23 protein-coding genes are annotated in these 21,701 nt (G+C 66.4%); 2 read left to right on the forward strand and 21 right to left on the reverse strand.

Translation table 11 applies throughout. From position 1 onward, the window contains the following. Window positions 1–25 precede the first annotated feature (25 nt). The 11 genes from WFK98_RS01150 to WFK98_RS01200 form a co-directional block, all read right to left on the reverse strand. The gene (locus WFK98_RS01150; protein ID WP_336798998.1) at window positions 26–1,294 is read right to left on the reverse strand and encodes a cysteine desulfurase-like protein; all 1,269 of its coding nucleotides are present in this window, start codon (window positions 1,292–1,294) and stop codon (window positions 26–28) included. 32 nt (window positions 1,295–1,326) lie between these two features. Next, on the reverse strand, window positions 1,327–2,073 hold the full coding sequence (locus tag WFK98_RS01155) for a cyclase family protein (RefSeq protein WP_266340888.1): 747 nt from the start codon (window positions 2,071–2,073) through the stop codon (window positions 1,327–1,329). A gap of 5 nt (window positions 2,074–2,078) precedes the next feature. Beyond that, a complete protein-coding gene (locus WFK98_RS01160) occupies window positions 2,079–3,254 on the reverse strand; it encodes an ABC transporter substrate-binding protein (RefSeq protein ID WP_266340889.1) in 1,176 nt (391 codons plus the stop codon). Then, window positions 3,251–4,300 carry a branched-chain amino acid ABC transporter permease gene (locus tag WFK98_RS01165; protein ID WP_266340890.1) on the reverse strand — a complete coding sequence of 350 codons (1,050 nt, stop codon included), beginning with the start codon at window positions 4,298–4,300 and terminating at the stop codon, window positions 3,251–3,253. Before WFK98_RS01165 ends, WFK98_RS01160 begins: the two co-directional genes overlap by 4 nt. Beyond that, complete coding sequence (locus WFK98_RS01170) at window positions 4,297–5,199, reverse strand: branched-chain amino acid ABC transporter permease (RefSeq protein WP_336798999.1); 903 nt, start codon at window positions 5,197–5,199, stop codon at window positions 4,297–4,299. Before WFK98_RS01170 ends, WFK98_RS01165 begins: the two co-directional genes overlap by 4 nt. Beyond that, the gene (locus WFK98_RS01175; RefSeq protein ID WP_336799000.1) at window positions 5,196–5,924 is read right to left on the reverse strand and encodes an ABC transporter ATP-binding protein; all 729 of its coding nucleotides are present in this window, start codon (window positions 5,922–5,924) and stop codon (window positions 5,196–5,198) included. The genes WFK98_RS01170 and WFK98_RS01175 overlap by 4 nt, the downstream gene beginning before the upstream one ends. Beyond that, window positions 5,911–6,696: an ABC transporter ATP-binding protein gene (locus tag WFK98_RS01180; RefSeq protein ID WP_266340893.1), complete on the reverse strand. Its 786-nt coding sequence runs from the start codon at window positions 6,694–6,696 to the stop codon at window positions 5,911–5,913. The genes WFK98_RS01175 and WFK98_RS01180 overlap by 14 nt, the downstream gene beginning before the upstream one ends. Window positions 6,697–6,872: 176 nt before the next feature. Then, entirely contained in the window at window positions 6,873–7,517 is a 645-nt protein-coding gene (locus WFK98_RS01185; protein ID WP_266340894.1) for a cysteine hydrolase family protein, read from the reverse strand. Further along, window positions 7,514–8,317, reverse strand: a complete 804-nt coding sequence (locus WFK98_RS01190; protein WP_336799001.1) for an N-formylglutamate amidohydrolase — start codon at window positions 8,315–8,317, stop codon at window positions 7,514–7,516. The genes WFK98_RS01185 and WFK98_RS01190 overlap by 4 nt, the downstream gene beginning before the upstream one ends. A gap of 1 nt (window position 8,318) precedes the next feature. Continuing rightward, the gene (locus WFK98_RS01195; RefSeq protein WP_336799002.1) at window positions 8,319–9,638 is read right to left on the reverse strand and encodes a glutamine synthetase family protein; all 1,320 of its coding nucleotides are present in this window, start codon (window positions 9,636–9,638) and stop codon (window positions 8,319–8,321) included. Window positions 9,639–9,784: 146 nt separating this feature from the next. Further along, complete coding sequence (locus tag WFK98_RS01200; protein WP_336799003.1) at window positions 9,785–10,666, reverse strand: MurR/RpiR family transcriptional regulator; 882 nt, start codon at window positions 10,664–10,666, stop codon at window positions 9,785–9,787. A 116-nt stretch (window positions 10,667–10,782) separates the two neighbouring features. Between WFK98_RS01200 and WFK98_RS01205 the strand changes: the two genes are divergently transcribed. Continuing rightward, window positions 10,783–11,472 (forward strand): cysteine hydrolase family protein, encoded by a 690-nt coding sequence (locus WFK98_RS01205; RefSeq protein WP_266340898.1) that lies wholly within the window; start codon window positions 10,783–10,785, stop codon window positions 11,470–11,472. An 82-nt stretch (window positions 11,473–11,554) separates the two neighbouring features. Beyond that, window positions 11,555–12,946 (forward strand): aspartate aminotransferase family protein, encoded by a 1,392-nt coding sequence (locus tag WFK98_RS01210; RefSeq protein WP_336799004.1) that lies wholly within the window; start codon window positions 11,555–11,557, stop codon window positions 12,944–12,946. Window positions 12,947–13,033: 87 nt separating this feature from the next. Here WFK98_RS01210 and WFK98_RS01215 read toward each other — a convergent pair whose 3' ends face one another. The 10 genes from WFK98_RS01215 to WFK98_RS01260 all read right to left on the reverse strand — a co-directional run bounded on the left by WFK98_RS01215 (window position 13,034) and on the right by WFK98_RS01260 (window position 21,698). Next, window positions 13,034–13,420, reverse strand: a complete 387-nt coding sequence (locus WFK98_RS01215; RefSeq protein ID WP_266340900.1) for a DUF983 domain-containing protein — start codon at window positions 13,418–13,420, stop codon at window positions 13,034–13,036. 218 nt (window positions 13,421–13,638) lie between these two features. Beyond that, the gene (locus WFK98_RS01220) at window positions 13,639–15,504 is read right to left on the reverse strand and encodes an FUSC family protein (RefSeq protein WP_336799005.1); all 1,866 of its coding nucleotides are present in this window, start codon (window positions 15,502–15,504) and stop codon (window positions 13,639–13,641) included. Window positions 15,505–15,596: 92 nt separating this feature from the next. Continuing rightward, the gene (locus WFK98_RS01225) at window positions 15,597–17,015 is read right to left on the reverse strand and encodes a c-type cytochrome (protein WP_336799006.1); all 1,419 of its coding nucleotides are present in this window, start codon (window positions 17,013–17,015) and stop codon (window positions 15,597–15,599) included. Next, the gene (locus tag WFK98_RS01230; RefSeq protein WP_266340903.1) at window positions 17,012–18,658 is read right to left on the reverse strand and encodes a GMC family oxidoreductase; all 1,647 of its coding nucleotides are present in this window, start codon (window positions 18,656–18,658) and stop codon (window positions 17,012–17,014) included. The genes WFK98_RS01225 and WFK98_RS01230 overlap by 4 nt, the downstream gene beginning before the upstream one ends. Then, window positions 18,651–19,202: a sorbitol dehydrogenase family protein gene (locus tag WFK98_RS01235; RefSeq protein ID WP_336799007.1), complete on the reverse strand. Its 552-nt coding sequence runs from the start codon at window positions 19,200–19,202 to the stop codon at window positions 18,651–18,653. The genes WFK98_RS01230 and WFK98_RS01235 overlap by 8 nt, the downstream gene beginning before the upstream one ends. Before the next feature lie 84 nt (window positions 19,203–19,286). Further along, on the reverse strand, window positions 19,287–19,700 hold the full coding sequence (locus tag WFK98_RS01240; RefSeq protein ID WP_336799008.1) for a DoxX family protein: 414 nt from the start codon (window positions 19,698–19,700) through the stop codon (window positions 19,287–19,289). 219 nt (window positions 19,701–19,919) lie between these two features. Further along, complete coding sequence (locus WFK98_RS01245; protein WP_266340906.1) at window positions 19,920–20,120, reverse strand: hypothetical protein; 201 nt, start codon at window positions 20,118–20,120, stop codon at window positions 19,920–19,922. A 103-nt stretch (window positions 20,121–20,223) separates the two neighbouring features. Beyond that, the gene (locus tag WFK98_RS01250) at window positions 20,224–20,496 is read right to left on the reverse strand and encodes a helix-turn-helix domain-containing protein (RefSeq protein ID WP_266340907.1); all 273 of its coding nucleotides are present in this window, start codon (window positions 20,494–20,496) and stop codon (window positions 20,224–20,226) included. A 111-nt stretch (window positions 20,497–20,607) separates the two neighbouring features. Further along, complete coding sequence (locus WFK98_RS01255; protein ID WP_336799009.1) at window positions 20,608–21,372, reverse strand: SDR family NAD(P)-dependent oxidoreductase; 765 nt, start codon at window positions 21,370–21,372, stop codon at window positions 20,608–20,610. A gap of 11 nt (window positions 21,373–21,383) precedes the next feature. Further along, window positions 21,384–21,698 (reverse strand): L-rhamnose mutarotase, encoded by a 315-nt coding sequence (locus WFK98_RS01260; protein WP_336799010.1) that lies wholly within the window; start codon window positions 21,696–21,698, stop codon window positions 21,384–21,386. Window positions 21,699–21,701 lie beyond the last annotated feature (3 nt).

Below are 21,701 nucleotides of genomic sequence, written 5' to 3' on the forward strand. Positions count from 1 at the left end.
GGGCGGGCAACGAGGCTCAGCAGACCTAACCTGCTGCCGCCGTCCATTCTCCAAAGCTGCGGATGAAGCGGTCGACCTCTTCTGCCGTGTTGTATTGGGCGAGGCCGACGCGGACCACGCCGCCCTTGTTCATCAGGCCCAGGCGGGTCGTGGGCTCGATGCCGTAGTTGTGGCCGTGCCAGAGCGAGATGTTCTTCCTGGCCATCGCCATGCAGATATCGGCCGGGTCGGTGCCCTCATAGGTGAAGGAGACCGTCGGCACGCGGCGAGACAGCGCCTGCTTCTCCGTCAGGCCCTGGATCTTGAGCTTCGGGAAGGATTGCAGCCCTTCGATCAGGCGCGCCGTCAGCACGCGCTCATGCGCGTCGACGGCGTGCATGCCGGCGACGAAGCGTTCGCGCCGTGTCGCAGCGTTGGAGGCGCCGCCGAAAGTGGTGCCGATCCATTCGAAATGCTCGATCGCGCCGAGCACGCCGGCCAGCGACTCGCGATTGGTGGTGCCGGTTTCGAACTTGCCCGGCGGGATCGTCGACGAGGCGCGCACCTTGTAGGCCTCGAGCCGGTCGAGCACGTCGCGCCGTCCCCAGAGCACGCCATGATGCGGTCCGTAGAACTTGTAGGCGGAGCAGACGAGGATGTCGCAGCCGAGATCCTGCACGTCGATGACGCCATGCGGGGCGAACTGCACGGCGTCGACATAGACGAGCGCGCCGACGGCCTTTGCAGCCTTGGTGATCGCCTTGACGTCGTGGATGGTGCCGGTGACGTTCGAGGCATAGCCGATCGCCGCCACCTTGAGCCTGTCGGTGATCACATCGTCGAGTTGGGTCAGGTCGAATTCGAAGGCCTCGGGGTCGAAGTCGATCCAGTGGACGACGAGGCCCTTGTCCTCGGCCAGCATCAGCCAGGGTGCGACATTGGCGTCGTGATCCATGCGGGTCAGCAGGATCTCGTCGCCTTCCTTCAGAGTGCGGCCGATGGCCCGCGACATCGAGAAGGTGAGGGTGGTCATGTTCTGGCCGAAGATCACCTCGTGCCAGTCATTGGCGTTGAAGAGGTCGCCCATCGCCTTGTGGGCTTCTTGTGCCTGCGCGATGGCGCGCTGCGACGTGTCGAAATAGCCGCCGAGATTGGCGTTGTCCTCGACCAGCGCCTGCATCATCCGGTCGATGACGCGGCGCGGCACCTGGGTGCCGGCCGGATTGTCGAAGAAGACGGGGGCGGCGTCGCCGCGATTGGCGATCGCCGGAAACTCATGGCGTATGGCGTCGATATCCAGGCGTGAATCGGCCATGGCCGCTCTCCCGTTCTCTTGTTCTTGTTGGTTCAGCGATGAATGGCGACGACGCGGGCCGGGAAGCCGGAACCGCCGCGGGCCTTGGGCCAGCTCGCGAGGATCAGCGCGCCGGCCTCGGGCACCTTGTCGAGATTGTTCATCAGCTCGATCTGCCAGCGGTCGAGCGAGAGAATGTAGTGTTCGAGCGCGTAGATGCCGGCCGAGGTGGAGAGACCGGGATCCGTGTCGATCTGCTCATGGCCGACCGCGGTGATTCCGCGTTCGGTGAACAGATGCTCGAGAACCTCGCGGCTCCAGCCGGGCGTATGGACGATGCCATCGGTCGAGCGGTTGTAGAAGCGGTCGGAATCCGGCCAGCGCTTGTACCAGTCGGTGCGGAGCGCCACGAATGCCTTCTCGGGGATGCGGCCGTTGCGCGCCTCCCATTCTGCCACGTCATCGAGCGTCGGCGTGGCGTCGGCATCCGCCGCCACGCGTTCGCTGATGTCGAGGACGACGAGCGGCAGCAGCATCTCCGAGACCGGGATCTCGTCGAGCGTCCTTCCACCTTCGATGAAGTGGACGGGCGGATCGACATGGGTCCCCCACTGCCCGGGAATGCTGTAGCGATGGACTTGAAATCCATGACCCTTGGCAAAATCGAACAGGAGTTCACGTTCCTCGTCCGGGAATGACGCGAAATGCGGCTGGCCCGGATGAAAGGCGTGAGTGAGGTCCGTGAAGGTCGCATCGGCAAGGGTGCGATAGAGATCCCAGAGGCTGCTGCTGCCGTTCATGGTTCCTACGGCTCCGGAACGAAGGTCGGAGCGGCTTCGCCGGCGAGCACGAGCTTGCCGTCCTTGACGCCGATGACCGAGACGGACTTGTCCGGAACGGCGACGCCCGGGCGGTAGCTGATCGTGCCGGTGACGCCGGCGAGACCCTGGGTCGCGGCAAGGGCGTCGCGGATCTTGGCCGGATCGGGCGAGCCGGCGCGCTTGATGGCGTCGGCCATCAGCTTGGTGGCGTCGTAGCCGAGCGCCGCGAAGGAGTTCTCGGGAGCGTTGCCGGTCGCCTTCTTGTAGGCCTCGCTGAAGGCCACGACGGCCGGGCTGCCACCTTCGCCCATGAAGGCGTGGGTGGTGAAGTAGGCGTCGTTCGCGGCGGCGCCGCCCACTTCGAGCAGCAGCGGCGTATCGTAGCCGTCGCCGCCGACAACCGGCAGATTGATGCCGGCCTGGCGCAGCTGCTTCAGGATCAGGCCGATTTCCTCGGCGTTGGACGAGGCATAGATGAAGGCGGGCTGCTCGGGCAGCGCCTTGATCTTGGCGATCTGGGCGGTGAAGTTCTTGTCACCGATCTTGTAGGTGTCCTTGCCGAGCAGCTTGCCGCCACCATGCTCGTAGGCGGAGACGAAATAGTCGGCCAGAAGGGTCGTGTATTCGGAACCGATGTCGGTCAGCAGGTAGCCGGTCTTGGCATTGAGCTTGTTCAGCGCGAATTCGGCGCCGACGGCGGCCTGGACGTTGTCGCCGAAGGCGGCGAGGAAGACCTGATCACCGAGCTGGCTCGGCAGCTTGGGCGAGGTGGCGCCCGGCGTGATGAAGGGGATCTTGGCCTTGTCGACCTGCGGACCGATCGACAGCACGCTGTCGGAGTCGGCGAAGCCGATGATGCCGACAACCTTGTCGCTGTCGATCAGCTGCGAGGCGACGGTCGAGATGACGGTGGCGTCGCTCTTCGAGTCATAGGTGATGAGTTCGATCGGGCTGCCGAGCACGCCGCCGGCGGCGTTGATCTCGGCGACGGCCAGCTTGGCGCCGTTCAGCATCGGGCCGTCGAGCGAGGCCTGGATGCCGGTGACATTGGCCGGGAAGCCGATCTTGATCGGATCGGCGGCGTAGGCGGCCGAGGTCGAGAAGGCAAAGGCGGCGCCAAGCCCGAGGCCGATGGCCGCCCGTCGTGAGAGCTTCATCATCTGTCTTTTCCCTCTTTATGATTATTGGTCGCCGATCTTCCGGAGAGACCGAATGTCAGCTCGCGGTCTCCCATGATCCCCTTCGGCCGGAAGATCATGATCAGGATGAACAGGAAGCCGAGCACGATCTGGCTGGCTCCGAAGAGAGCAGGCACGGTGATGTCGCCGATCGTGAAGCCGCGCTCGACCGAGCGCAGCAGTTCCGACAGGATCGACACGCAGATGACGCCGATGATCGCGCCGGAAAGCGAGCCCATGCCGCCGAGGACCAGCATGGCGATCAGGTTCATCGTCATCGCGAAGTAGAAGGTGTTGGGCGAGAAGGAGCCGAGATAGTGGGCGTAGAGCGAGCCGCCTACGCCGGCGAAGAAGGCGCCGATGACGAAGGCGAGCAGGCGCGCCCGCAGCACGCTGATGCCGACGGCGCTGGCGGCGATGGTGTCGTCGCGCACCGCCTTCATTCTTCGCCCGAAGGGCGAATAGACCAGCCGTGCCAGCACCAGCAGGGTGATTGCAAGCCAGCCGAGCACCCATGGCAGGGTCGTCGCCAGCGGCACGCCGGTGAAGGTCCGGGCGCCGCGGGTGAAGTCGGAGGCGTTGATCAGGACGACGTTGACGATGATGAGGAAGCCCATCGTCGCGACCGAGACGAAATAGCCGGAGAGCCGCATCAGCGGATAGCCGACGATGACGGCGAGGATCGCCGCGAACAGGCCGGCGGCAAGTGTCGCCGGGAGGAAGGGCAGGCTGAACCAGTTCAACAGGTCCGGCAGGTGCGGCAGTAGCGCCTTCTTCTGCTGCACTGTCAGCGAAAGGATGCCGGCGGCATAGGCGCCGGCGCCTATGAAGCCGACATGGCCGAGCGAGAACACGCCGGTGAAACCGTTCGAGAGCGACAGCGACAGCACCAGGATGCTGTTGAGCGCGATCAGGAGCAGGATGCGGACGAAATAATCGCCGACCACATGCGGTGCGCCGAAGGCGACCACGGCGGCCAGTACGAGCGCTGCGCCGACGACGAGCGGAATACGCGGATCGGTCTTCACAGCTTGATCTCCCGGTTCGGCTGCAGAAGACCGCCCGGCCGGAACAGCAGGAAGGCGATCAGGAGCGCAAAGACGATGGCATCGCGATACGGGACGACCGTGTCGGGCAGGAAGGCGATGATGAAGATCTCCAGCGCGCCCAGCATGTAGCCGCCGAGCAGGGCCCCCGAGATCGAGCCGAAGCCACCGATGATGGCCGCGACGAACGCTTTCAGCAGGGGCGTGAAGCCCATCTGCGGCTGCACGACGCCGGCCTGCGCCGCCCAGAGCACGCCGGCGAGGCCGGCATAGGCCGAGGCGACCACGAAGGCGACGACGATGACCTTGTTGACGTTGAGGCCGACGAGCTGCGCCGCCGCCATGTCCTCGGCCGCCGCCCGCATGCCGAGGCCGATGGTGGTTCGGGTTATGAACCAGCCGAGCCCGATCAGCGACACGAAGGTGAGCGCCACCGTCAGCACGTTGATGTTGGTGAAGGTTATGGCGCCGCCGGCGAGCTGCCAGGAACTGTTCAGGAGATCGGGCAGCGGGAAATTGCGCGGCGATGAGGTGAACAGCAGGATGCCGAGGTTTTCCAGGATGTAGGTGACCGCGAGGCTGGTCAGCAGCCGCGTTACATCGGGAGCGTTGCGGATCGGCCGGTAGGCGATGCGCTCGATTAGGAAGCCGGCGATCGCCGAGGCGGCGATGCCGCAGATCATCGCCGGAACGAAGGGCATGCCGGCGGCGATCAGCAGGACCGTGGTGAAAGCGCCCACCATCATGACGTCGCCATGGGCGAAGTTGGTCAGCTTCAGCACGCCGAAGACGATCGAGAGGCCGACAGCCACCAGGGCGTAGAGACTGCCCAGGCTGATGGCGTTGATCACCTGCTGGATGATGTATTCAAGCTGGCTCATTCCGCCGCCCCCAGATAGGCCTGAGCCACGCGGTCATCGCTCCGAAGCTCGGAGGCGATGCCCGAAAGCGCCACCTTGCCGGTGCGCAGGACATAGGCGCGGTCGGCGAGTTCCAGCGCCAAGGCAATGTTCTGTTCGACCAGAAGCATGGTCATGCCCTGGCGTTTCAGTTCGGCGAGCGCGTCGAAGATGTGGCGCACCAGGAGTGGAGCGACGCCGAGCGACGGCTCGTCGAGCAGCAGCAGCTTCGGCGCCGCCATCAGCGCCCGGGCGAGCGCCAGCTGTTGCTGCTCGCCGCCGGAAAGCGTGCCGGCGAGCTGGCGCCAGCGCTCGCGCAGGATCGGGAACAGCGCGAACATCCGTTCCGTGTCGCGCGCGACGCCATCGGGATCCGTGCGCGTGCAGGCGCCGAGGCGCAGGTTTTCCGCAACCGAAAGACCGCCGAACAGGCGCCTTCCTTCCGGGCTATGCGCGATGCCGAGCCGGACGATCTGCGGCGCGGTCCGCTTGTTGATGACCGTGCCGGCGAAGGTGATCGTGCCCGATTTGGCGCGGGCGAGGCCGGATATGCTGCGCAGCGTCGTGCTCTTGCCGGCGCCGTTCGCGCCGACCAGGGCGATCACCTCGCCTTCGCGGACGTCGAGCGATATGCCCTTCAGCGCGCGCACGGCGCCGAAGCTCACTTCGAGATTGTCGATGCGCAGGAGCGGATCAGCTGTGGCCAAGATACGCCTCCCGCACGCGCGGATGATTGCGGACTTCTTCCGGCGTGCCGACGCATATGACCTCGCCGGTGGCGAGCACCTGGATGCGTTCGCAGAGCCCCATGATCAGGTCCATGTCGTGCTCGACGACGACAACGGCGACGCCATATCGGTCGCGGATCGTGCGGATGAGGCTCGCGAGCACTTTGGTTTCGTGGGAATCGAGGCCCGCCGCCGGCTCGTCGAGCAGCAGCAGCTCCGGCTTGGTAGCCAGCGCGCGGGCGATCTCGAGGCGGCGCTGGTCGCCGTAGGGCAGGTCGGCGGCAAGGCGGTGGGCCTGGCTGGTCAGCCCCATCAGGTCGAGGAGTTCGGTCGCCACTTCCTGCGCGGCGGCGACCCGGCGCTGATAGAGCGAGCCGCGCACCACCGAGGCGATCGGGCCGATCGGCTGGCGCAACTGCGCCGCCGCCAGCACGTTCTCGGCCACGGTCAGCGTGCCGAACAGGCGGGAGCCCTGGAAGGTTCGGGCGATGCCGAGCGCGACGATGCGCGACGTGCGCATGCCGACGATCGAACGGCCCTTGAATTCGATCTGGCCGGAATTCGGCTGCGAAAAGCCGGTGATCAGGTTGAAGAAGGTGCTCTTGCCGGAACCGTTGGGGCCAATGACCCCCACGATTTCCCGCGCCCGGAGCGTGATGGCCTGGTCGCGCAAAGCGACGAGGCCACGGAACGACTTGGTCAGCCCCGTTGTCTTGAGCAGAACCTGCTCGTCCGATCTGCCTTCCCGCAATGCCAAACTCGACCCCTCAAGAGATGCTCGCGTAGTCTCTGTTTCCGTAGAGTTGTATCTGCGGAATTCCCGTTTTTATTTGACGACTTTTCGTCGCATCTTGTCGTTCTAAGATCGATATTTCGCATATCGACCGTATTCAAGGAGCTGATAGTCGGAGTGTCAAGCGTTTGCGATCAAATTTGTTCAAGTTTCGATCGTTGCGCGGCCTTGAGTTCTTCGATCAGCGTATCGGAATCGGTCAGCCGGCAGTAACCCTTGAAGGCGGACAGGGCGCCGTCATGTCGTTCGCGGCTATCCGTCGTGCAGGCATCGGTCGGGCAGATCATGCGAAAGCCCCGGTCGGCGCCGTCGCGGACGGTATGGTCGACGCACTGGTCGGTCAGGAACCCCGTGACGATGACGGTGTCGATGCCGATGTTGCGCAATAGGTATTCGAAGATCGTCGAGTTGAAGAGGCTCGATGACGTCTTCGGCAGGATGATCTCGTCGTCGCCCGGCTTCAGCGCCTCGATGACGCGTGTCTCCGGCGAACCGGGCGCGAAATGGAAGTTCGTCTGCTTGTAGTCGAGGCTGCGGTCGCGGCCGTCGCGCGTCAGGCTCTCGATGACGGTGAAGACGATCTCCGCCCCCGCGCTGCGGCCGGCTTCGAGCAGGCGGGCCATGCCGGGGATGGCGACGTCGCGCGCGCTCCTGAAGAAATACGGCCGCGCTGTCTCGGCGCCGGCATGGAAGATGCCGTCCTGCGTGTCGATGAACAGGATGGCGGTCCGTGACGGGTCGATGGGCGAATGTCGGTCGAGCGGGGCGGCCCGGGTCATGATGCGGCGACCGTGAAGCGGCGATGGGCGGCGGGCAGCACGCGGCCGAGGCGCGTTGCCCATTCCGCCTGGCCGCTCGCCTCGCCGATCAGATCCTGGCGGATCTCGAACTCGACATAGGGAAGGCCGCGTTCCTCGCCATGGACCGGGATGGAGTAGTCCTTGTTCAGGTCGACGCCATAGGGCTCGTTGCGGCCGACGACGAGATCCGTCTCGTCGTCGAGCGCCTCCAGCACCGGCGTGGTGAAGCGCGTGTCGGCGCCGTAGCAGAGGCCGATCTGCCACGGACGCTGGAATGGCCTTGCCCGCAGCGACGGTGTGAAGGAATGCATCGAGACGAGGATCGTCGGGATGCCGGCTTCGGCGCGCCGGTCGAGGATCGTCTCGATCTGCCGGTGATAGGGCACGACGATCTCGTCGAGGCGCAACGAACGCTGAGCCGGCGTAAGATCGGCATTCCCCGGCACGACGGTGCCGTCGGAGACGAGCGCGATGCTGTCCGGCGAGGTGACGCGGCGGTTGCATTCGACGACGAGGCGCGAATAGCGCTGGAACACGAGCGAGGCGCCGAGTTGCTCGGCCAGCCGCTCGGATACGCCGAGGATGCCGATGTCGATGCCGATGTGACGGTTGAGTTCGGCGGGCTCGAGGCCGAGGCCGTCGAGCACGGCCGGAACGGCATTGCCGGCATGGTCGCAGATCAGCACGAAGGGCGAGGCATCGCCCCTGTCGATGATGCCGACCGGCTCGGGATCGTCGGGGCCGAGCAGTCCGTTCGGTTTGCCGAGGGCTTGGCTCATCTCAATAGGCTCGCGCATAGATGCGGCAGAGTTCGTCGATGTCGATGCCTTCCGACATCGAGATCTCGCCGCGCTTGTGGATCAGGTAGGCCTTGGAAAGAACCGGGCCGAGCCAGCCCATCGCGACGCTGTCTTCCTCCAGCGCCTGAAGCGCCTCCGGCAGGCTGCGGGGCAGGTCGCCAATGCCGCGCGCGTCGCGCTCGGCCTGCGACAGCGTGCCGGGGTCGCCGCTGGAGAGATAGGGTGCCGGCAGGCTGGCGCGGATGCCTTCGAGGCCTGCGTGGATCAGCATGGCGAGCTGAAGATAGGGGCTGGCCGTGGCGTCGGCGCCGCGGAACTCGATGTTGTAGCGCTTGGCGACATTCACCCCCTCGACTTCCGGGTAGGGGCAGATGCGCAGCAGCGCCTCGCGGTCGCGATCGGCGAGGTTGAGGTAATAGGCCGACCAGGAATGCGGCTTCAGCCGCTCATAGGAGATGGCGCTCGGCGCGGCGATCGCCGAGATCGCGCGGCCATGCTTCAGGATGCCGGCGGCGAAGGATGCGCCGACCGGGCTGAGCTTCCCTGGGCCGGCCGGATCGTACATGACGGGATTGCCGTCCTTGTCGATCAGGCTGAAATGGATGTGGACGCCATTGCCGACAATGCCGCGCGTCACCACCGGCGAGAAGGTGAGGTGGTAGCCGTGCTTCTTCGCGACCGAGCGGCCGATCTCGCGCAGCTTGACTGCCTCGTCCGCCGCCTGGAGCGCCAGCGCCGGGTCGACGGTGATCTCGTACTGGCGCGGGCCGTATTCCGGCAGGAAGGTGTCCGGCTGCAGGCCGTTGGCGCGCAGCGCGCCGACATAATCGCCGATGAAGGGCTCGAGGCCGCGCAGCGTGCTGGCGGCGTAGGAATCGCCCGGCCGTTCCTCGCCGCCGTCGATCCAGAATTCGTGCTCGAAGCTGGCGAGCACGCGCAGCCCGGTCTCGGCCTCCAGCCGGTCGAGCGCGTTCTTCAGGAAGCCGCGCAGGCAGCATTCCCAGCGTTCGCCGGCCATGGTCAGGATGTCGCCGAGCACGATCCGCTCGACCGGCGAGCCGTCGCCATAATCGAGCGTGATGTCGCCCTCCGGGCTCGGCACGAGCATCAGGTCGCCTTCGGCGCCGAACGGCGTCGCCGGAATGCGACCGAAGCAGTTGATCATGATGTTGGTTGGCGTCCAGCCGACGCCGAAGCGGCGCCGATTTTCGAGTTCGCGGGCCGGAAAGCCCTTGCCACGAACCTGCCCAGCAATGTCGCTGCAGCAGACTGTGACGATCGTTTCACGCTCGATCGCCATTCTTCCCCCGATGTACCACGACTGCGTGCCGGCGCCCGCGTTCCGCGCCTTCGTCCGGCAGGGCTTGACGCTAGCATGCGTGACGAAAATTTTACAAGCCGCCCAAATAGGCAGCGAAGCTGTAATTTATGGCACGCAGTCGGATGTCAGGGGATCAGCTTGGCGCGGACCGTCTCGATCGCCTCGAAGCGCGTGCGGGCGATCGGCCACTGCCGGGCGTCGATGGACAGCGCCAGCGTCTCGACCAGTGCGATCAGGCCGATCAGGCTATCCCAGGGTGAGGGCAGGTCGACCTGGGCGCGGATGACGATGTCCGCCACCTGCGCGACGTCCGACATCCAGCGGTCGGTGAAGAGGGCGACGACCGCGCCGCGCTGCTTGGCGATTTCGGCGGTTCGGATAGTGTCGAGTTGGTAGCGGCGGATATCGAACAGGATGACGACGTCGCGTTTGCGGATGTCGGCAAGCTCGTCGGCGCGGCGCGGCAGCGCCTGCGAGAACAGGCGGACGCGGCTGCGCATCTTGCGCAGGTGGAATTCCAGATGGCGCGCGGCCGGGTCGGTGAAATCGCCGCCGAGCAGGAAGATTTCCCGGCGTTCGTCGATCAGCAGGTCGGTCTGCGCCTCGAGATCCGCCTGGCTCACCATGGCGAGCGAGTTCTCGACCGTGGTGACGAGGCTGCGGGTGAAGGCGGAAACCGCGGTCGTGGTGCCGTCGGCATGCGGCCGGGTCAGCGGATATTCCGCCTGCGCCTCCATCTCCTCGCGCAGCGCGCGGCGGAAATCGGCGTAGCCGGTGAAGCCGAGCTTGGCGACGAAGCGCAGGATGGTCGGTGCGCTGACCTTGGCGCGCTCGGCGAAGAGTGCCACAGTCTCCATGCCGGTGGTGGGATAGCGGGCGAGCAGGGCCCGCGCTGCCCTCCGCTCGGCCTCGCTCAACGAGGCCATGCTGGCCGTGACGCGATCGGCGAGGGTCGGCTTGCCGGAGCGGGGGGCGGCTCCTTCGGTCGGCTCAGTCTCGTCGATCATGTCTTCTCCTGTTTTCGAGATTGAATATTTCAATAACATTCTGGCAGCATATTCCCAGAACCGTAATTCTCATTACAGTGTCGGCGCGCATTCAGATGCTTCGCCGGAGATGCCAGATGACCACACTACCGCCAATCGACGCCCCGCATGGCGCCTATCGTGAACGCAATTTCGTGCCGGCGCGCACGGCGCTTCTCAATGTCGACATGCAGAACGGCGAGTTCAACGCCGAACTGCTGGCGCTGGCCCGCGTCGACGGCACGCCGGAATCGAAGAAGCGCGCCTTCTACGAGCGGATCGCCGACACGCTGATCCCCAACCAGGCGCGCCTGCAGGAAGCCGCCCGCGCCGCCGGTATCGAGGTGATCTTCACCGTCATCGAGAGCCTGACGCAGGATGGTCGCGACCGCAGCCTGGATCACAAGATCTCCGGCCTGAACGTGCCGAAGGGCTCCTGGGAAGCGCTGCCGATCGAGGCGGTCGGCCCGCGCGGTGACGAGATCGTCATCCCGAAGACGGCCTCCGGCATCTTCAACTGCACCAACATCGAATATGTGCTGCGCAATCTCGGCATCGAATATCTGGTGATCTACGGCGTCGTCACCGACCAGTGCGTCGAATCGGCGATCCGCGACGCCGCCGACCGCGGCTTCCTGGTCACCCAGGTCGAGGATTGCTGCGCGGCCGACACGCCGGAAAACCACGCCACGTCGATCGAGTCGATGCGCGGCCATTACTGCCGGACCCGCACCACCGACGAGGTGATCGCCGAGATCGCCGCCGCCCGAGCGGTCGCCGCCGCCTGAACCGTTTCGGGCGAGGCGGTCCGATTTCGTCTCGCCCCCACCCTGGATGCCGGGCTCGACCCGCAGGTTTCGAAAGATCGACATGTCAGAACAGCCGACGCTCTCGCACAATGAACTCCACGCCTGGGACCGGGATCACTTCTTCCATCCCTCGACGCATATGGCCCAGCATGCCCGTGGCGAGACGCCGAACCGCATCATCGCCGGCGGAGAGGGCGTCTACATCACCGATGTCGACGGCAAGCGCAGCCTCGACGCGTTCGCCGGTCTCTATTGCGTCAATGTCGGCTACGGCCGTACCAAGATCAGCGACGCGATCGCCCACCAGGCATCGCAGTTGCCCTATTACCATGCCTATGTCGGCCACGCCTCGGAGCCGTCGATCCGGCTCGCCAAGATGGTGATCGACCGTGCGCCGGCGCATATGAGCCGTGTCTTCTTCGGCCTGTCCGGCTCCGACGCCAACGAGACCAACATCAAGCTGGTCTGGTACGTCAACAACGTGCTCGGCCGTCCGGAGAAGAAGAAGATCATCTCGCGCTGGCGCGGCTATCACGGCTCCGGCGTCATGACCGGCAGCCTGACCGGCCTTGCTGCGTTCCACAACCTGTTCGACCTGCCGCGCGCGCCGGTGCTGCATACGGAATCGCCGTATTTCTATCGCCGCGAGGACCGCAGCCTGACCGAGGAGCAGTTCTCGCAGTTCTGCGCCGACAAGTTGGAGGAGATGATCCTGGCCGAAGGGCCCGAGACCATCGCCGCCTTCATCGGCGAGCCGGTTCTGGGCACGGGCGGCATCGTGCCGCCGCCGGCCGGCTACTGGCCGAAGATCCAGGCGATCCTCGACAAATACGACATCATCCTGATCGCCGACGAGGTCGTGACGGCGTTTGGTCGCCTCGGCTCGATGTTCGGTTCCGATCACTACGGCATGAAGCCGGACCTGATCACCATCGCCAAGGGGCTGACCTCGGCCTATGCGCCGCTTTCCGGCGTCATCGTCTCGGAAAAGCTGTGGCGGATCCTGGAGCAGGGCTCCGATACGTTCGGGCCGATCGGCCATGGCTGGACCTACTCGTCCCATCCGCTCTGCACGGCGGCCGGCGTCGCCAATCTCGAAGTCGTCGACGAGCTTGATCTTGTCAACAATGCGCGCGATGTCGGCGCCTATTTCCGCAACAGCCTGGCCGAGGCGGTCGGCGGTCATCGGATTGTCGGCGACGTGCGCGGCGAGGGGCTGCTGGCGGCGGTGGAATTCGTCAGGGACCGCGACGACCGCGCCTTCTTCGAGGCGTCGGAAAAGGTTGGCCCGCGCATCGCGACCGCGCTGCTAGGGCAGGGGGTGATCGGTCGCGCGATGCCGCAGGGTGACATCCTCGGATTCGCACCGCCGCTCTGCCTGACGCGCGAGGAGGCGGATATCGTCGTCGCCGCCACCGTCAAGGCCGTCGACGAGGTCGCTGCCACGCTGTAGGGGCTCGCGAGCCAGAATGCAAAAAAGGGCCGGGTCATGGTGGATGACCCGGCCCTTTTTCATCTCTGCGATACAGTCTGGAATTCGCTACTTGTCGATCCGGGTCAGTTCCGCGCCGCCATCGGCCCGGTGCAGGTACTGCGAGCAGACCAGCCATCCCTTGATCGGCCTCAGTAGCAGCAGCGTCGGCAGCAGCAGCATGGGCAGCGTCGTGAAGAGGTGGACCCAGAGCGGCGCCTCGAACTTGACCTGCAGCCAGAGCGCCAGGATCACGGCCGGGATACAGCCGACGAACTGGGCGAAGAAGGCGGGGCCGTCGGCCGGGTCGGCGAAAGAGAAGTCCAGTCCGCAGACCTCGCAGCGCGGCGCAAGCTTCAGCCAGCCGCTGAAGATGTGACCGGACTGGCAGCGCGGGCAGCGGCCGGCGACGCCGAGCTTGAAGGCGAGGTGGTATCTGGATTCGGTTTCGCTCATGGCGATCCTCTGGTCTGGTTCGCAGCAGGCCGGCGGCCGGGAATGGCAACGGCTTGCCTTCCGAAAGACTTCGCCTGCGCGCGGGAAAGCAGAGTTCCCGGGTCGCCAATGCCTAGCTTTCGATCTTCGTGGTCAAAATCTAGCCGTTCTCCTTGCCGCGAACGAGGTGACGAAATGTAGCCGGCAACTTTTGTCGCAGTCCGGGCCCCCTGTGCCGTTCAAGTGCTTTCCGGAACCAGCGAATCCCGCAGGTTCTGAAGCTCGGTCGCGACGAAGGCCGGCAGCGGCGCCGTCTGCTGCGGCCTGTCGTCGTGCAGGACGGCCCATTCGAGATCGGCCAGCGCGGCGAGAATTGCCCGCTCCCCGCCAGGCCCGAACAGCGTGCGGGTCGTCTCGGCTGTCGCCGCCGGGTCGCTGTTCTCCATCGCCCAGCAGGTCGAGAGCACACGGTAGCAAAGCCGCTGGGTCGTGACCACGGCCGGCCACATCCGCTCTGCTTCGGCGCCGTAGCGGGGCGATGAGCCGGCGCTGCGGTCATAGGCTCCGAGCAGCGTGAGGGCGCGATGCTGCAGGTCGCGCCGCGCTTCGCGCGCTTCCGCCGTCAAAACGTCGCCCTTCGCCATGTGGCGGATCGTTGCGGCGACGGCTTCGAGCGTGCGGGCGAGTTCGGCCGAAATCCGCGCCGTGGCGACGCGCGGATTGGAGAGCGCGAACACGCCGAGGCCGACGACGCAGCCGATGACGGTATCGATGCCGCGCACCCAGAGCAGATGGCCGACATCGGGCACCGGATGGCCGCCCGAGGCGATGGTGAGGGCCGCCGCCGTGATGAAGACGACCGCCAGCGCGTAGTTGCGGATGACGATCATCTCGATGACGAACTGCAGGCACATGAGCGTCACGGCAAGCCAGAGGCCGCCCGGCTGCAGGGCCAGGATCGAACCGGCCAGCAGCAGGCCGACCATGGTCCCGGCCATGCGCTCGACGCCGCGCTGTAGTGTGCGGGCCCAGTCGAGACCCTGGTGCAGGATGAGCATGGCGGCGGCGATGCACCAATAGGCGCGTTCGAGACCGAGCATGGCGCCGAGCGTTCCGGCGACCGCGGTGGCGACGCCGACGCGCGCGGTCACGAGCAGCGCCGGCGACCAGGGCGCAAGGCTTTCACGCAGCGAGTCGACGACGCCATGATGGCCGAGCGGAACATGGCCCGGATCCGTCCGCTCGGCGCCGGGCTGAGGGCTCAGCGCCTCCGCGCCGAGACCTCGCGCCTGGTCGATGGCGGCGGCCGGCAGCGGTCCGGTCGCGCTCATCGCTTCGGCGAAAAGCTGGTTAAGCTCGCGCCCGATCGCCCGCAACCGGCTCAGCGTGCCGTCCGGTCGCGGCCGCGGCGGCTGGAAGCTGACGAGCGTCGTCCAGGATTCCTGCATCGACTGCGCCGCATTGTGGCGGGCCGCGTCCTGAGCCGGGGTTCCGATCGCTTCGATGAACCGGGCTACGGCCTCGGCGGAGGCGGCGACCGCCTTTCGCTCCGGCCCGCGCGGCCAGAAGAAGGCGCCGATCATGTGCGCGATCCAGGCGACGACGCCGCCGGCCGAGACCAGCAGCGCGGTGTGGCCGACGGTTAGGTGCGGTGCGTGGATCGCGGTGCCCGCGGCGCAGGCGAGCGTGAACATGTAGGCGCCGGGCGGCGATACGCGCAGCGCGTTGCAGAGGAAGGTGGCGACCATGGCCATCAGCGCGATGGCGGGCACCACCATCCAGGGCGTCGCCTGCGCCCAGACGCCGAGGCTGACGGCGATCGTGAATGCCAGCGCGATCAGGGCGAGATAATAAGCGCGGTTGAGATAAGGCCGGTCGCTGCCATAGAGGGCGGTGAAGGCGCCCGTCGTCGCCATCAGCCCGGCCGATGTGTCGCCGAGAGCCCAGCCCGCCACCACCGGTATGCCCATGCAGAGCGCGGCGCGCATCGCGAAGGGCCATCGCCGCTTGGCATCGCGCAGCCGGAACATCATGCCGAGGCTCAGCGTGCTGCGCGGCGGCGGCGGCGGTATGGGAAGGACCGATGTGGGCTGCGTCGAGGGCATGTCGCGGGCGTTTCGTGCGTGGCGGGGAGGGCTGGTCCGCAGGGTAGCAGCGGAAGGATGGAAAGGCACCGCCCGGCCCTTGGCGTCGGGGCCTATCCCATGTCGGAGGCGTTTTCCCCCCGGCTCCGCCGCCGGCCGATCCAGCCGAGCAGCAGGGCGATCACGACCAGAGGGGCGGCGACCGTCGCGATCTGCGCGCCGAGGATGAGCGTTGAGTTCGGGGCGGCCGCCCCGGCGCGGATGGCCTTGACCTGATCGGCCGTCACCTTGGCGGCCGGATTGCCGAAATTCTCGATCAGGTAGGCGCCGAGCGTGGCCACCTGCTGGTCGGAGAGCGCATCGGCAAAGGCCGGCATCAGCACGTCCGGCTGCCGGCGGAGGCCCTGCAGGATGACCGCCACGACATTGTTGGTGTTCGTCGTGCCGAGAGCCGTGTTGTGCAGTAGCGACGGCAGCCTGCCGTCGAAGCTGCCCTGGCCCTTGTCCTGATGGCAGCTCGCGCAATAGGCGTCATAGATCTGCGCGCCGCTCCACTGGTCGTGATCCCCGGGCAAGGGCACGCCCCGGATTTTGGCGAGATCGTCCGTCGGGTTGCCCCAGAGATAGGTCGGCCTGGTGTCGGCGGGATCGTGGATCGCCGGCACGGATTTCAGGTAGACGGCGATGGCGCGAAGATCCGCGTTGGTCAGGAAGCGCAGGCTGTTCTCGACCGCTTCCGCCATCGGGCCGCCCGCCTGCGCCTTGGCGCTAGCATGACCGTCGCGCATGTAGGCGACGAGTTCGTCGACGCTCCAGCCGCCGATGCCGCTGTTCGCGTCGGAGGTCACGTTGGGAGCGTGCCAGAAGCCGACATCGCCGCCGGCCATCTCACGCGAGGATTGCTCCGCCATCAGCAGGTTGCGCGGGGTATGGCAGGTGCCGCAATGCGCCGGCCCGCGGACCAGATAGGCGCCGCGATTCCATTCGGCGCTCTGCGACGGGTCCGATGAAAACGGCTTGCCGTCGAGGAACAGGAGATTCCACGCCGCCATCGACAGGCGGATGTTGAACGGCAGCGGCAGCTTGGTCTCGGCCGGCTTCTGGTCCACCGGTTCGACGCTGTTCATGAAATAGGCGTAGAGCGCGGCGACGTCCTCGTCCGAGAGCTTCGCATAGGCGGTGTAGGGCATGGCCGGGTAGAGCAGCTGGCCGTCACGTCGCACGCCCCTGCGAAGGGCGGCGCTGAACTGGTCGAGCGTGTAATTGCCGATGCCGGCCGTCTTGGACGGGGTGATGTTGGTGGCGATGATCGCCCCGATCGGCGTCTCGATCGGCAGGCCGCCCGCCATCGGCTTGCCGCCGGGAAGGGTGTGGCAGGCCGTGCAGTCCGAGGCGATGGCGAGATATTTGCCGCGCGCGATGGTGTCGGCGTCGGCGGCGTGGCCCGGCCCGGGAGCGGCGGCGCCGATCAGGCCCGAAAGCGCCAGCGCCAGCCAGGCAGGCGCGGCCGCGCGGCGACGCGGCCGTCTCACGATGGCACCCGCTCGGCGGCGTCGCGCGGCGGCGGGGTGGAGGCCGCCCCCTGCTGCGCCAGCATGTGCGGCACGGCGCGCAGGGCGACGGCAAGCGCATTCTCGGTCGAGTTGCAGGTCGCCGAGGTCGGCAGGACGCCGGTTCCGGCGAGATACAGGTTCTCGTGGTCATGCGTGCGGCCCCACTCGTCGCAGACCGAGACCTTGGGGTCGCTGCCCATGCTCAGCGTGCCGCAGATATGCTGGTTGTTGGCGAAGTCGCCATCCTTGCTGAAGCGCAGGTTGGTGCCGCCCATCAGCTCGGCGATGCGGCGGAAGTCCTGCTGCGACCGCTCCGCGCCGCGACGGGTATAGTCCTCGATCGAGTAGTGCGTTTCCGGCTTGGGGATGCCCATCGCATCCTTTTCCGAACTCAGCATGATCCGGTGATCGGGGTTGGGCAGCACCTCCAGCACGTTCTTGACGCTCATCTCGCGGGCCGCGCTGTGGCGCAGGCGCTTTTCCAGTTCGGGCCCAAAGACGCCCTGCTTGATGAGCGAGGTGGTGGCGCCGTCGACGCGCGAGATATTGGTGAAGTCGAGCCGATAGGGCGCATGCTCGCTGCGGAAGGCGCCGTCGCGCATCGTGTTGATCGAGCTCGGGCTTTGCGGTCCGCGCCCGAGCCAGACATCCTCGTCCGCGTCGAAGGTCAGCGATGTGCTCGGATGGTCCATCAGATGGCGGCCGACCATGTCGAAGCCGTTGGCGAGGCCCTTGGGAAACTTGTCGCTGGTCGATAGCAGCAGCAGCCGCGGGCTCTCGATGCCGTTGGCGGCGACGACGAAGGTCTTGCCGGTGACGCGATGCGAGGCCTTGTCCGGATCGTAGTAGAGCGCGGCGGCGACCCGGCCGCGCTCGTCATGCTCCAGCTTGTAGACATTGGCGTTTGGGATCAGCTGTACGCCCGCCGCTTCGGCCGCGGCGGCGGCGAGGCCGCCATGATATTGCGCGTCGACCGGACAGATCGGCTGGCAGCTGTTGTTACCGACGCAGGCCGGGCGGTCGTCATAGGGCCGGCTGTTGCGCGCCGTCGTGTTGGAGACCACCGGAAAGTCGGAGGCGAGCCGCTCGCGCAGCCGGCGCATCGCGTAGACTTCGGCGACCGGCTCCATCGGAAAGGGCTTTTGCCGTGGCGAGCCGGTGTTCGGCGCGCCCGAGACTCCCATGATCTCCTCGGCCTCCTGGTAGAAGGGCTCGAGATCCTCGTAGCGGATCGGCCAGTCGACGCCGACGCCGTACAGGCTCTTGATCTGGAAGTCGTTGGGAACGTTGCGCCACGCCTGCGCCGCCCAGTGCCAGGTCGTTCCGCCCACCTGGCGGATATATTCCGCAGGGTAGGGATAGGGACCACCCTGTATCAGATAGCCATTGTCCGTCGGCTGGTAGACGGGATGCGGCGCCCAGTCGACCGGCGGATAGGGGGACATCCAGTCGCTGCGGCGCGGCGAGTTGCGAAAGCGCGCCACGATCTCGCCGCGCGTGACCCGCGGCCCGGCCTCGAGGATGATCACCGAGGCACCGGCCAACGCCAGCTTGCGCGCCACCTGCGAGCCGATGATGCCGGAGCCGATGACGACATAGTCCGCAGACAGGGTGTCAGCCATGGTCGGGACCCTCGGCCGGATGGCGGGACCAGCTGCCGTAGCCGCCATAGGCATAGGTCGGCGGCTTCAGGACATCGGCGACGATTTGGGCGTTGAGCGCCGTCTCGAAGGCGATGCAGCGCGCGCGCACGCCGCTGCCGACGATGCCGAGATACCAGGCCGTCACGATCTGCCCGGGCAGGTCCTTCAACGGCGAATTCTCGTCATTCAACGTTTGCTGCAACTGCATCGGGTCGATCTTGCGCTGCTCGATCAACTGGAGCAGCTGCCGGGTCCTGTCCGCGAAGCCGGCATCGTTGGCGGCGAGCGCGTCATGCAGGCGCCTGGCCTGTCCCGTATCGAGCGACGTACGTCCGACCAGTAGCGCCGAAAGCGCCATGAACGGCGCCATCGCCGCGTCGGGCACCTCCTGCGCTAGGGCAAAGGGAAGGAGCGAGAGAACATAGGTCGCTCCGAAGCCGACCAGAAGCGCCCGCCGAAGCCGATCGGGCGGAGCATCGATCGCAAGGGGCGGGGAAGTCGGCGGGATGTGGTGTGGTCCCATGTCGAAACTCCAGCCTGCGACGGCTCGACGGCGGAGACGAACTTGTGTCGAGGCTATTCTAGCGATGTCGCCTTGCCGCGCTCATCACGAACCGAAGAGCGAAGGCGAGTGCAGCAGGACGGCGGCGCCATCGCCGAGCAGGAAGAGGATGAAGAGCGTCGCGGTCCAGAAAGCGGGATATTCCCAGCCGCCGTCCGGATTGCTGAACAGCCAGCCCTTCTTGCCGTGGACCGTCACGATGGTGCCGATCATCAGCGGCATCAAAAGCAGCGCCACGATGCGCGGCCAGATGCCGAGGATCAGGCAGGCGGCGCCGCCGAGCTCGACCGTGATCGTGACATAGGCGAACCAGCCGGGCAGGCCGAGCGACCGGAAGAAGGCCATCGTGCCGGGGATCGTATAGACGCGCCACTTCAGCAGGGCATGTGCGATGAAAAGGATGCCGAGGCTGATCCGCAGAAGAAGAATGGCGTAGGGGGCATTGACGAGATCAATCATGCCGGGCCACCGCGAGGAAGGCGTCGGTGAAACAACGACGGGCCGCGAATACAGGCCTCTGGGTTGACGGAAAAGGGATGATCGCGATCAAGATCGCTACGCCTTCACGCTTCCAGTCGATCGATTCAGCGCCTTGGGCGGCAAGGTGTAAAGAGGATAATTCGGCCGCTTGCCGGGCGGCGGTGCATCCGTCGCCTGGCTTCGAGAGGCCCCGAGACGCTAGGGCTCGTCCTCGTCGGTTTCGTCTTCGTCTTCCTCGTCGTCTTCCGGCATGTCGATCGCGTCGCGCATCGGCCGGCCATCCGTATCGATCAGCGCGTCGAGAAAAGCCTGGTTGGCGCGGTCATCGACATCGGGCACCCGGTGAAGGTCCGAGGGGTCGGGCTGCAGCGGATCGGGGATCGGCTTCTTCGGATCCATCGTTTTTCTCCTTATGCGACAGGCAACGCTCCCCGTGCCGCCCAAGGCGGCGACGGGCGGGCAGGGCTCCGATGTTCGGTCGCGTTCAGCGAACCAGCCAGTGCTAGTCGACGAGCAACTCGTCGTGCACGCGCAATCCACGCGCCAACAGGCGCAGCGCTTCCTTGGAAATCAGCCAGCCGGATTCACAGCGCATGATTTGCGTCACGGCGACGCCGGTCCGGTCGGCCAGGTCGGTCTGGCTGATGCAGCGCCATTCACGAATGGCTTTCAACGGCTGCTCGCCGGCCGCAATCTTCTCGAGGACATGGTTCGGCAGCCCGGCGGTATCGCGCGGCCCTATATTGGGCTGCTGACGGAAGTGACGAAGCTCCATCTTACCCTCCCAACCGGCGGCACTCCCCCTGCCGCCTCTCAGAAGGAACGCACGAAAATCTGAAATGTTCCAGACCTTCGTGCGCCGGAAGGACCCGTTTTGCGAAGTTGATCAGGCGGCGGGCAGCGCCGGCAGCCCGGCCCGTTCACGGAACGAGGCTTCGCGGATGTCGACCTCGAGCCCGGCGAGATCGCCCGCCGCCGAGGTGCAGAGAAAGACGATCGCCTTCGCCGGATCATCGACCGAGGCGAGCCCCTCGCGCGGCAGCTTGCTGACCGGATTGATGCCGGAGGCGCGGATCTCGACCTGCATGCCGGTATCGACGATCCCCGGCGCGAAGCCGAAGGCGCGGATGCCGCGTGCCCCATATTCGAGCGCCAGCGACTTCGTCACCATGGCGAGCCCGGCCTTGGCGGCGCAATAGGCGCTCCAGCCCTCCATCGCGCGGTGCGCCGCACCGGAGGACAGGTTGACGATGGCGCCGCCGCCCCGGTCGAGCATGGCGGGCAGGACCGCCCGCGCCATCGCCGCCGCGCCGATCAGCGTCGCGTTGATGTTGGCGGCCCAGGCGTCGGCGTCGGTCTCGTGCAGCAGGCCGATCGGCTGCACCGTGCCGGCGTTGTTGACGAGGAGGGTCGGCGCGCCGACCAGGGCGGTCGCCTCGCGGACGGCGGCGCGGACCGCTTCCGGGTCCGCCACATCGCAGGCGAGGCCGAGCGCTCGGCCCTCTGCGCATTGCCCTGCGACCGCCTCGGCGTCGGCAAGCCGCCGCGCCGTGACGATGACGCGGGCGCCAGCTTCGGCGAGCGCCTTGGCGGCGGCCGCCCCGATGCCGCCCTTGGCGCCGGTGACGAGGGCGATTTCTCCGTCGAGCATGGTGGGTCCGATCAATCCATGTGCCATTGCAGGGGAAGCATATAGGCAAAGCCGGTGCGCGGGTCGCCCTCGAGCTTCATGATCGGCGCCATCGCCTCGCCCCAGCGCTTGTTGACCGGATCATCCTTGAGATAGGCGATCGTCTTCTGCAGGTCATCGGTCTCGAAATAGCCGATCAGCTTCAGGCCGAGCCGGAAGATCGAATAGTTGCGGATGCCGGCCGCCTTCAGCGTCTCCAGCATCTCCGGCCAGATCTCGTCATGCGCCTTCTTGTATTCCTCTTCGCATCCCGGACGGACTTCCAGAACCCAGGCGTAGTGCCCCATGAT

Origin of the sequence: Kaistia sp. MMO-174, assembly GCF_037147815.1 — a bacterium.
Lineage (GTDB): Bacteria > Pseudomonadota > Alphaproteobacteria > Rhizobiales > Kaistiaceae > Kaistia > Kaistia nematophila.

What these genes read in the sequence shown, in the direction of transcription:
- WFK98_RS01150 (WP_336798998.1), bottom strand. Translation starts at nt 1,294, where the DNA reads ATGGCCGATTCACGCCTGGATATCGACGCCATACGCCATGAGTTTCCG.
- WFK98_RS01155 (WP_266340888.1), bottom strand. Translation starts at nt 2,073, where the DNA reads ATGAACGGCAGCAGCAGCCTCTGGGATCTCTATCGCACCCTTGCCGAT.
- WFK98_RS01160 (WP_266340889.1), bottom strand. Translation starts at nt 3,254, where the DNA reads ATGATGAAGCTCTCACGACGGGCGGCCATCGGCCTCGGGCTTGGCGCC.
- WFK98_RS01170 (WP_336798999.1), bottom strand. Translation starts at nt 5,199, where the DNA reads ATGAGCCAGCTTGAATACATCATCCAGCAGGTGATCAACGCCATCAGC.
- WFK98_RS01185 (WP_266340894.1), bottom strand. Translation starts at nt 7,517, where the DNA reads ATGACCCGGGCCGCCCCGCTCGACCGACATTCGCCCATCGACCCGTCA.
- WFK98_RS01190 (WP_336799001.1), bottom strand. Translation starts at nt 8,317, where the DNA reads ATGAGCCAAGCCCTCGGCAAACCGAACGGACTGCTCGGCCCCGACGAT.
- WFK98_RS01195 (WP_336799002.1), bottom strand. Translation starts at nt 9,638, where the DNA reads ATGGCGATCGAGCGTGAAACGATCGTCACAGTCTGCTGCAGCGACATT.
- WFK98_RS01200 (WP_336799003.1), bottom strand. Translation starts at nt 10,666, where the DNA reads ATGATCGACGAGACTGAGCCGACCGAAGGAGCCGCCCCCCGCTCCGGC.
- WFK98_RS01205 (WP_266340898.1), top strand. Translation starts at nt 10,783, where the DNA reads ATGACCACACTACCGCCAATCGACGCCCCGCATGGCGCCTATCGTGAA.
- WFK98_RS01210 (WP_336799004.1), top strand. Translation starts at nt 11,555, where the DNA reads ATGTCAGAACAGCCGACGCTCTCGCACAATGAACTCCACGCCTGGGAC.
- WFK98_RS01215 (WP_266340900.1), bottom strand. Translation starts at nt 13,420, where the DNA reads ATGAGCGAAACCGAATCCAGATACCACCTCGCCTTCAAGCTCGGCGTC.
- WFK98_RS01220 (WP_336799005.1), bottom strand. Translation starts at nt 15,504, where the DNA reads ATGCCCTCGACGCAGCCCACATCGGTCCTTCCCATACCGCCGCCGCCG.
- WFK98_RS01230 (WP_266340903.1), bottom strand. Translation starts at nt 18,658, where the DNA reads ATGGCTGACACCCTGTCTGCGGACTATGTCGTCATCGGCTCCGGCATC.
- WFK98_RS01235 (WP_336799007.1), bottom strand. Translation starts at nt 19,202, where the DNA reads ATGGGACCACACCACATCCCGCCGACTTCCCCGCCCCTTGCGATCGAT.
- WFK98_RS01240 (WP_336799008.1), bottom strand. Translation starts at nt 19,700, where the DNA reads ATGATTGATCTCGTCAATGCCCCCTACGCCATTCTTCTTCTGCGGATC.
- WFK98_RS01245 (WP_266340906.1), bottom strand. Translation starts at nt 20,120, where the DNA reads ATGGATCCGAAGAAGCCGATCCCCGATCCGCTGCAGCCCGACCCCTCG.
- WFK98_RS01250 (WP_266340907.1), bottom strand. Translation starts at nt 20,496, where the DNA reads ATGGAGCTTCGTCACTTCCGTCAGCAGCCCAATATAGGGCCGCGCGAT.
- WFK98_RS01255 (WP_336799009.1), bottom strand. Translation starts at nt 21,372, where the DNA reads ATGCTCGACGGAGAAATCGCCCTCGTCACCGGCGCCAAGGGCGGCATC.
- WFK98_RS01260 (WP_336799010.1), bottom strand. Translation starts at nt 21,698, where the DNA reads ATGGGGCACTACGCCTGGGTTCTGGAAGTCCGTCCGGGATGCGAAGAG.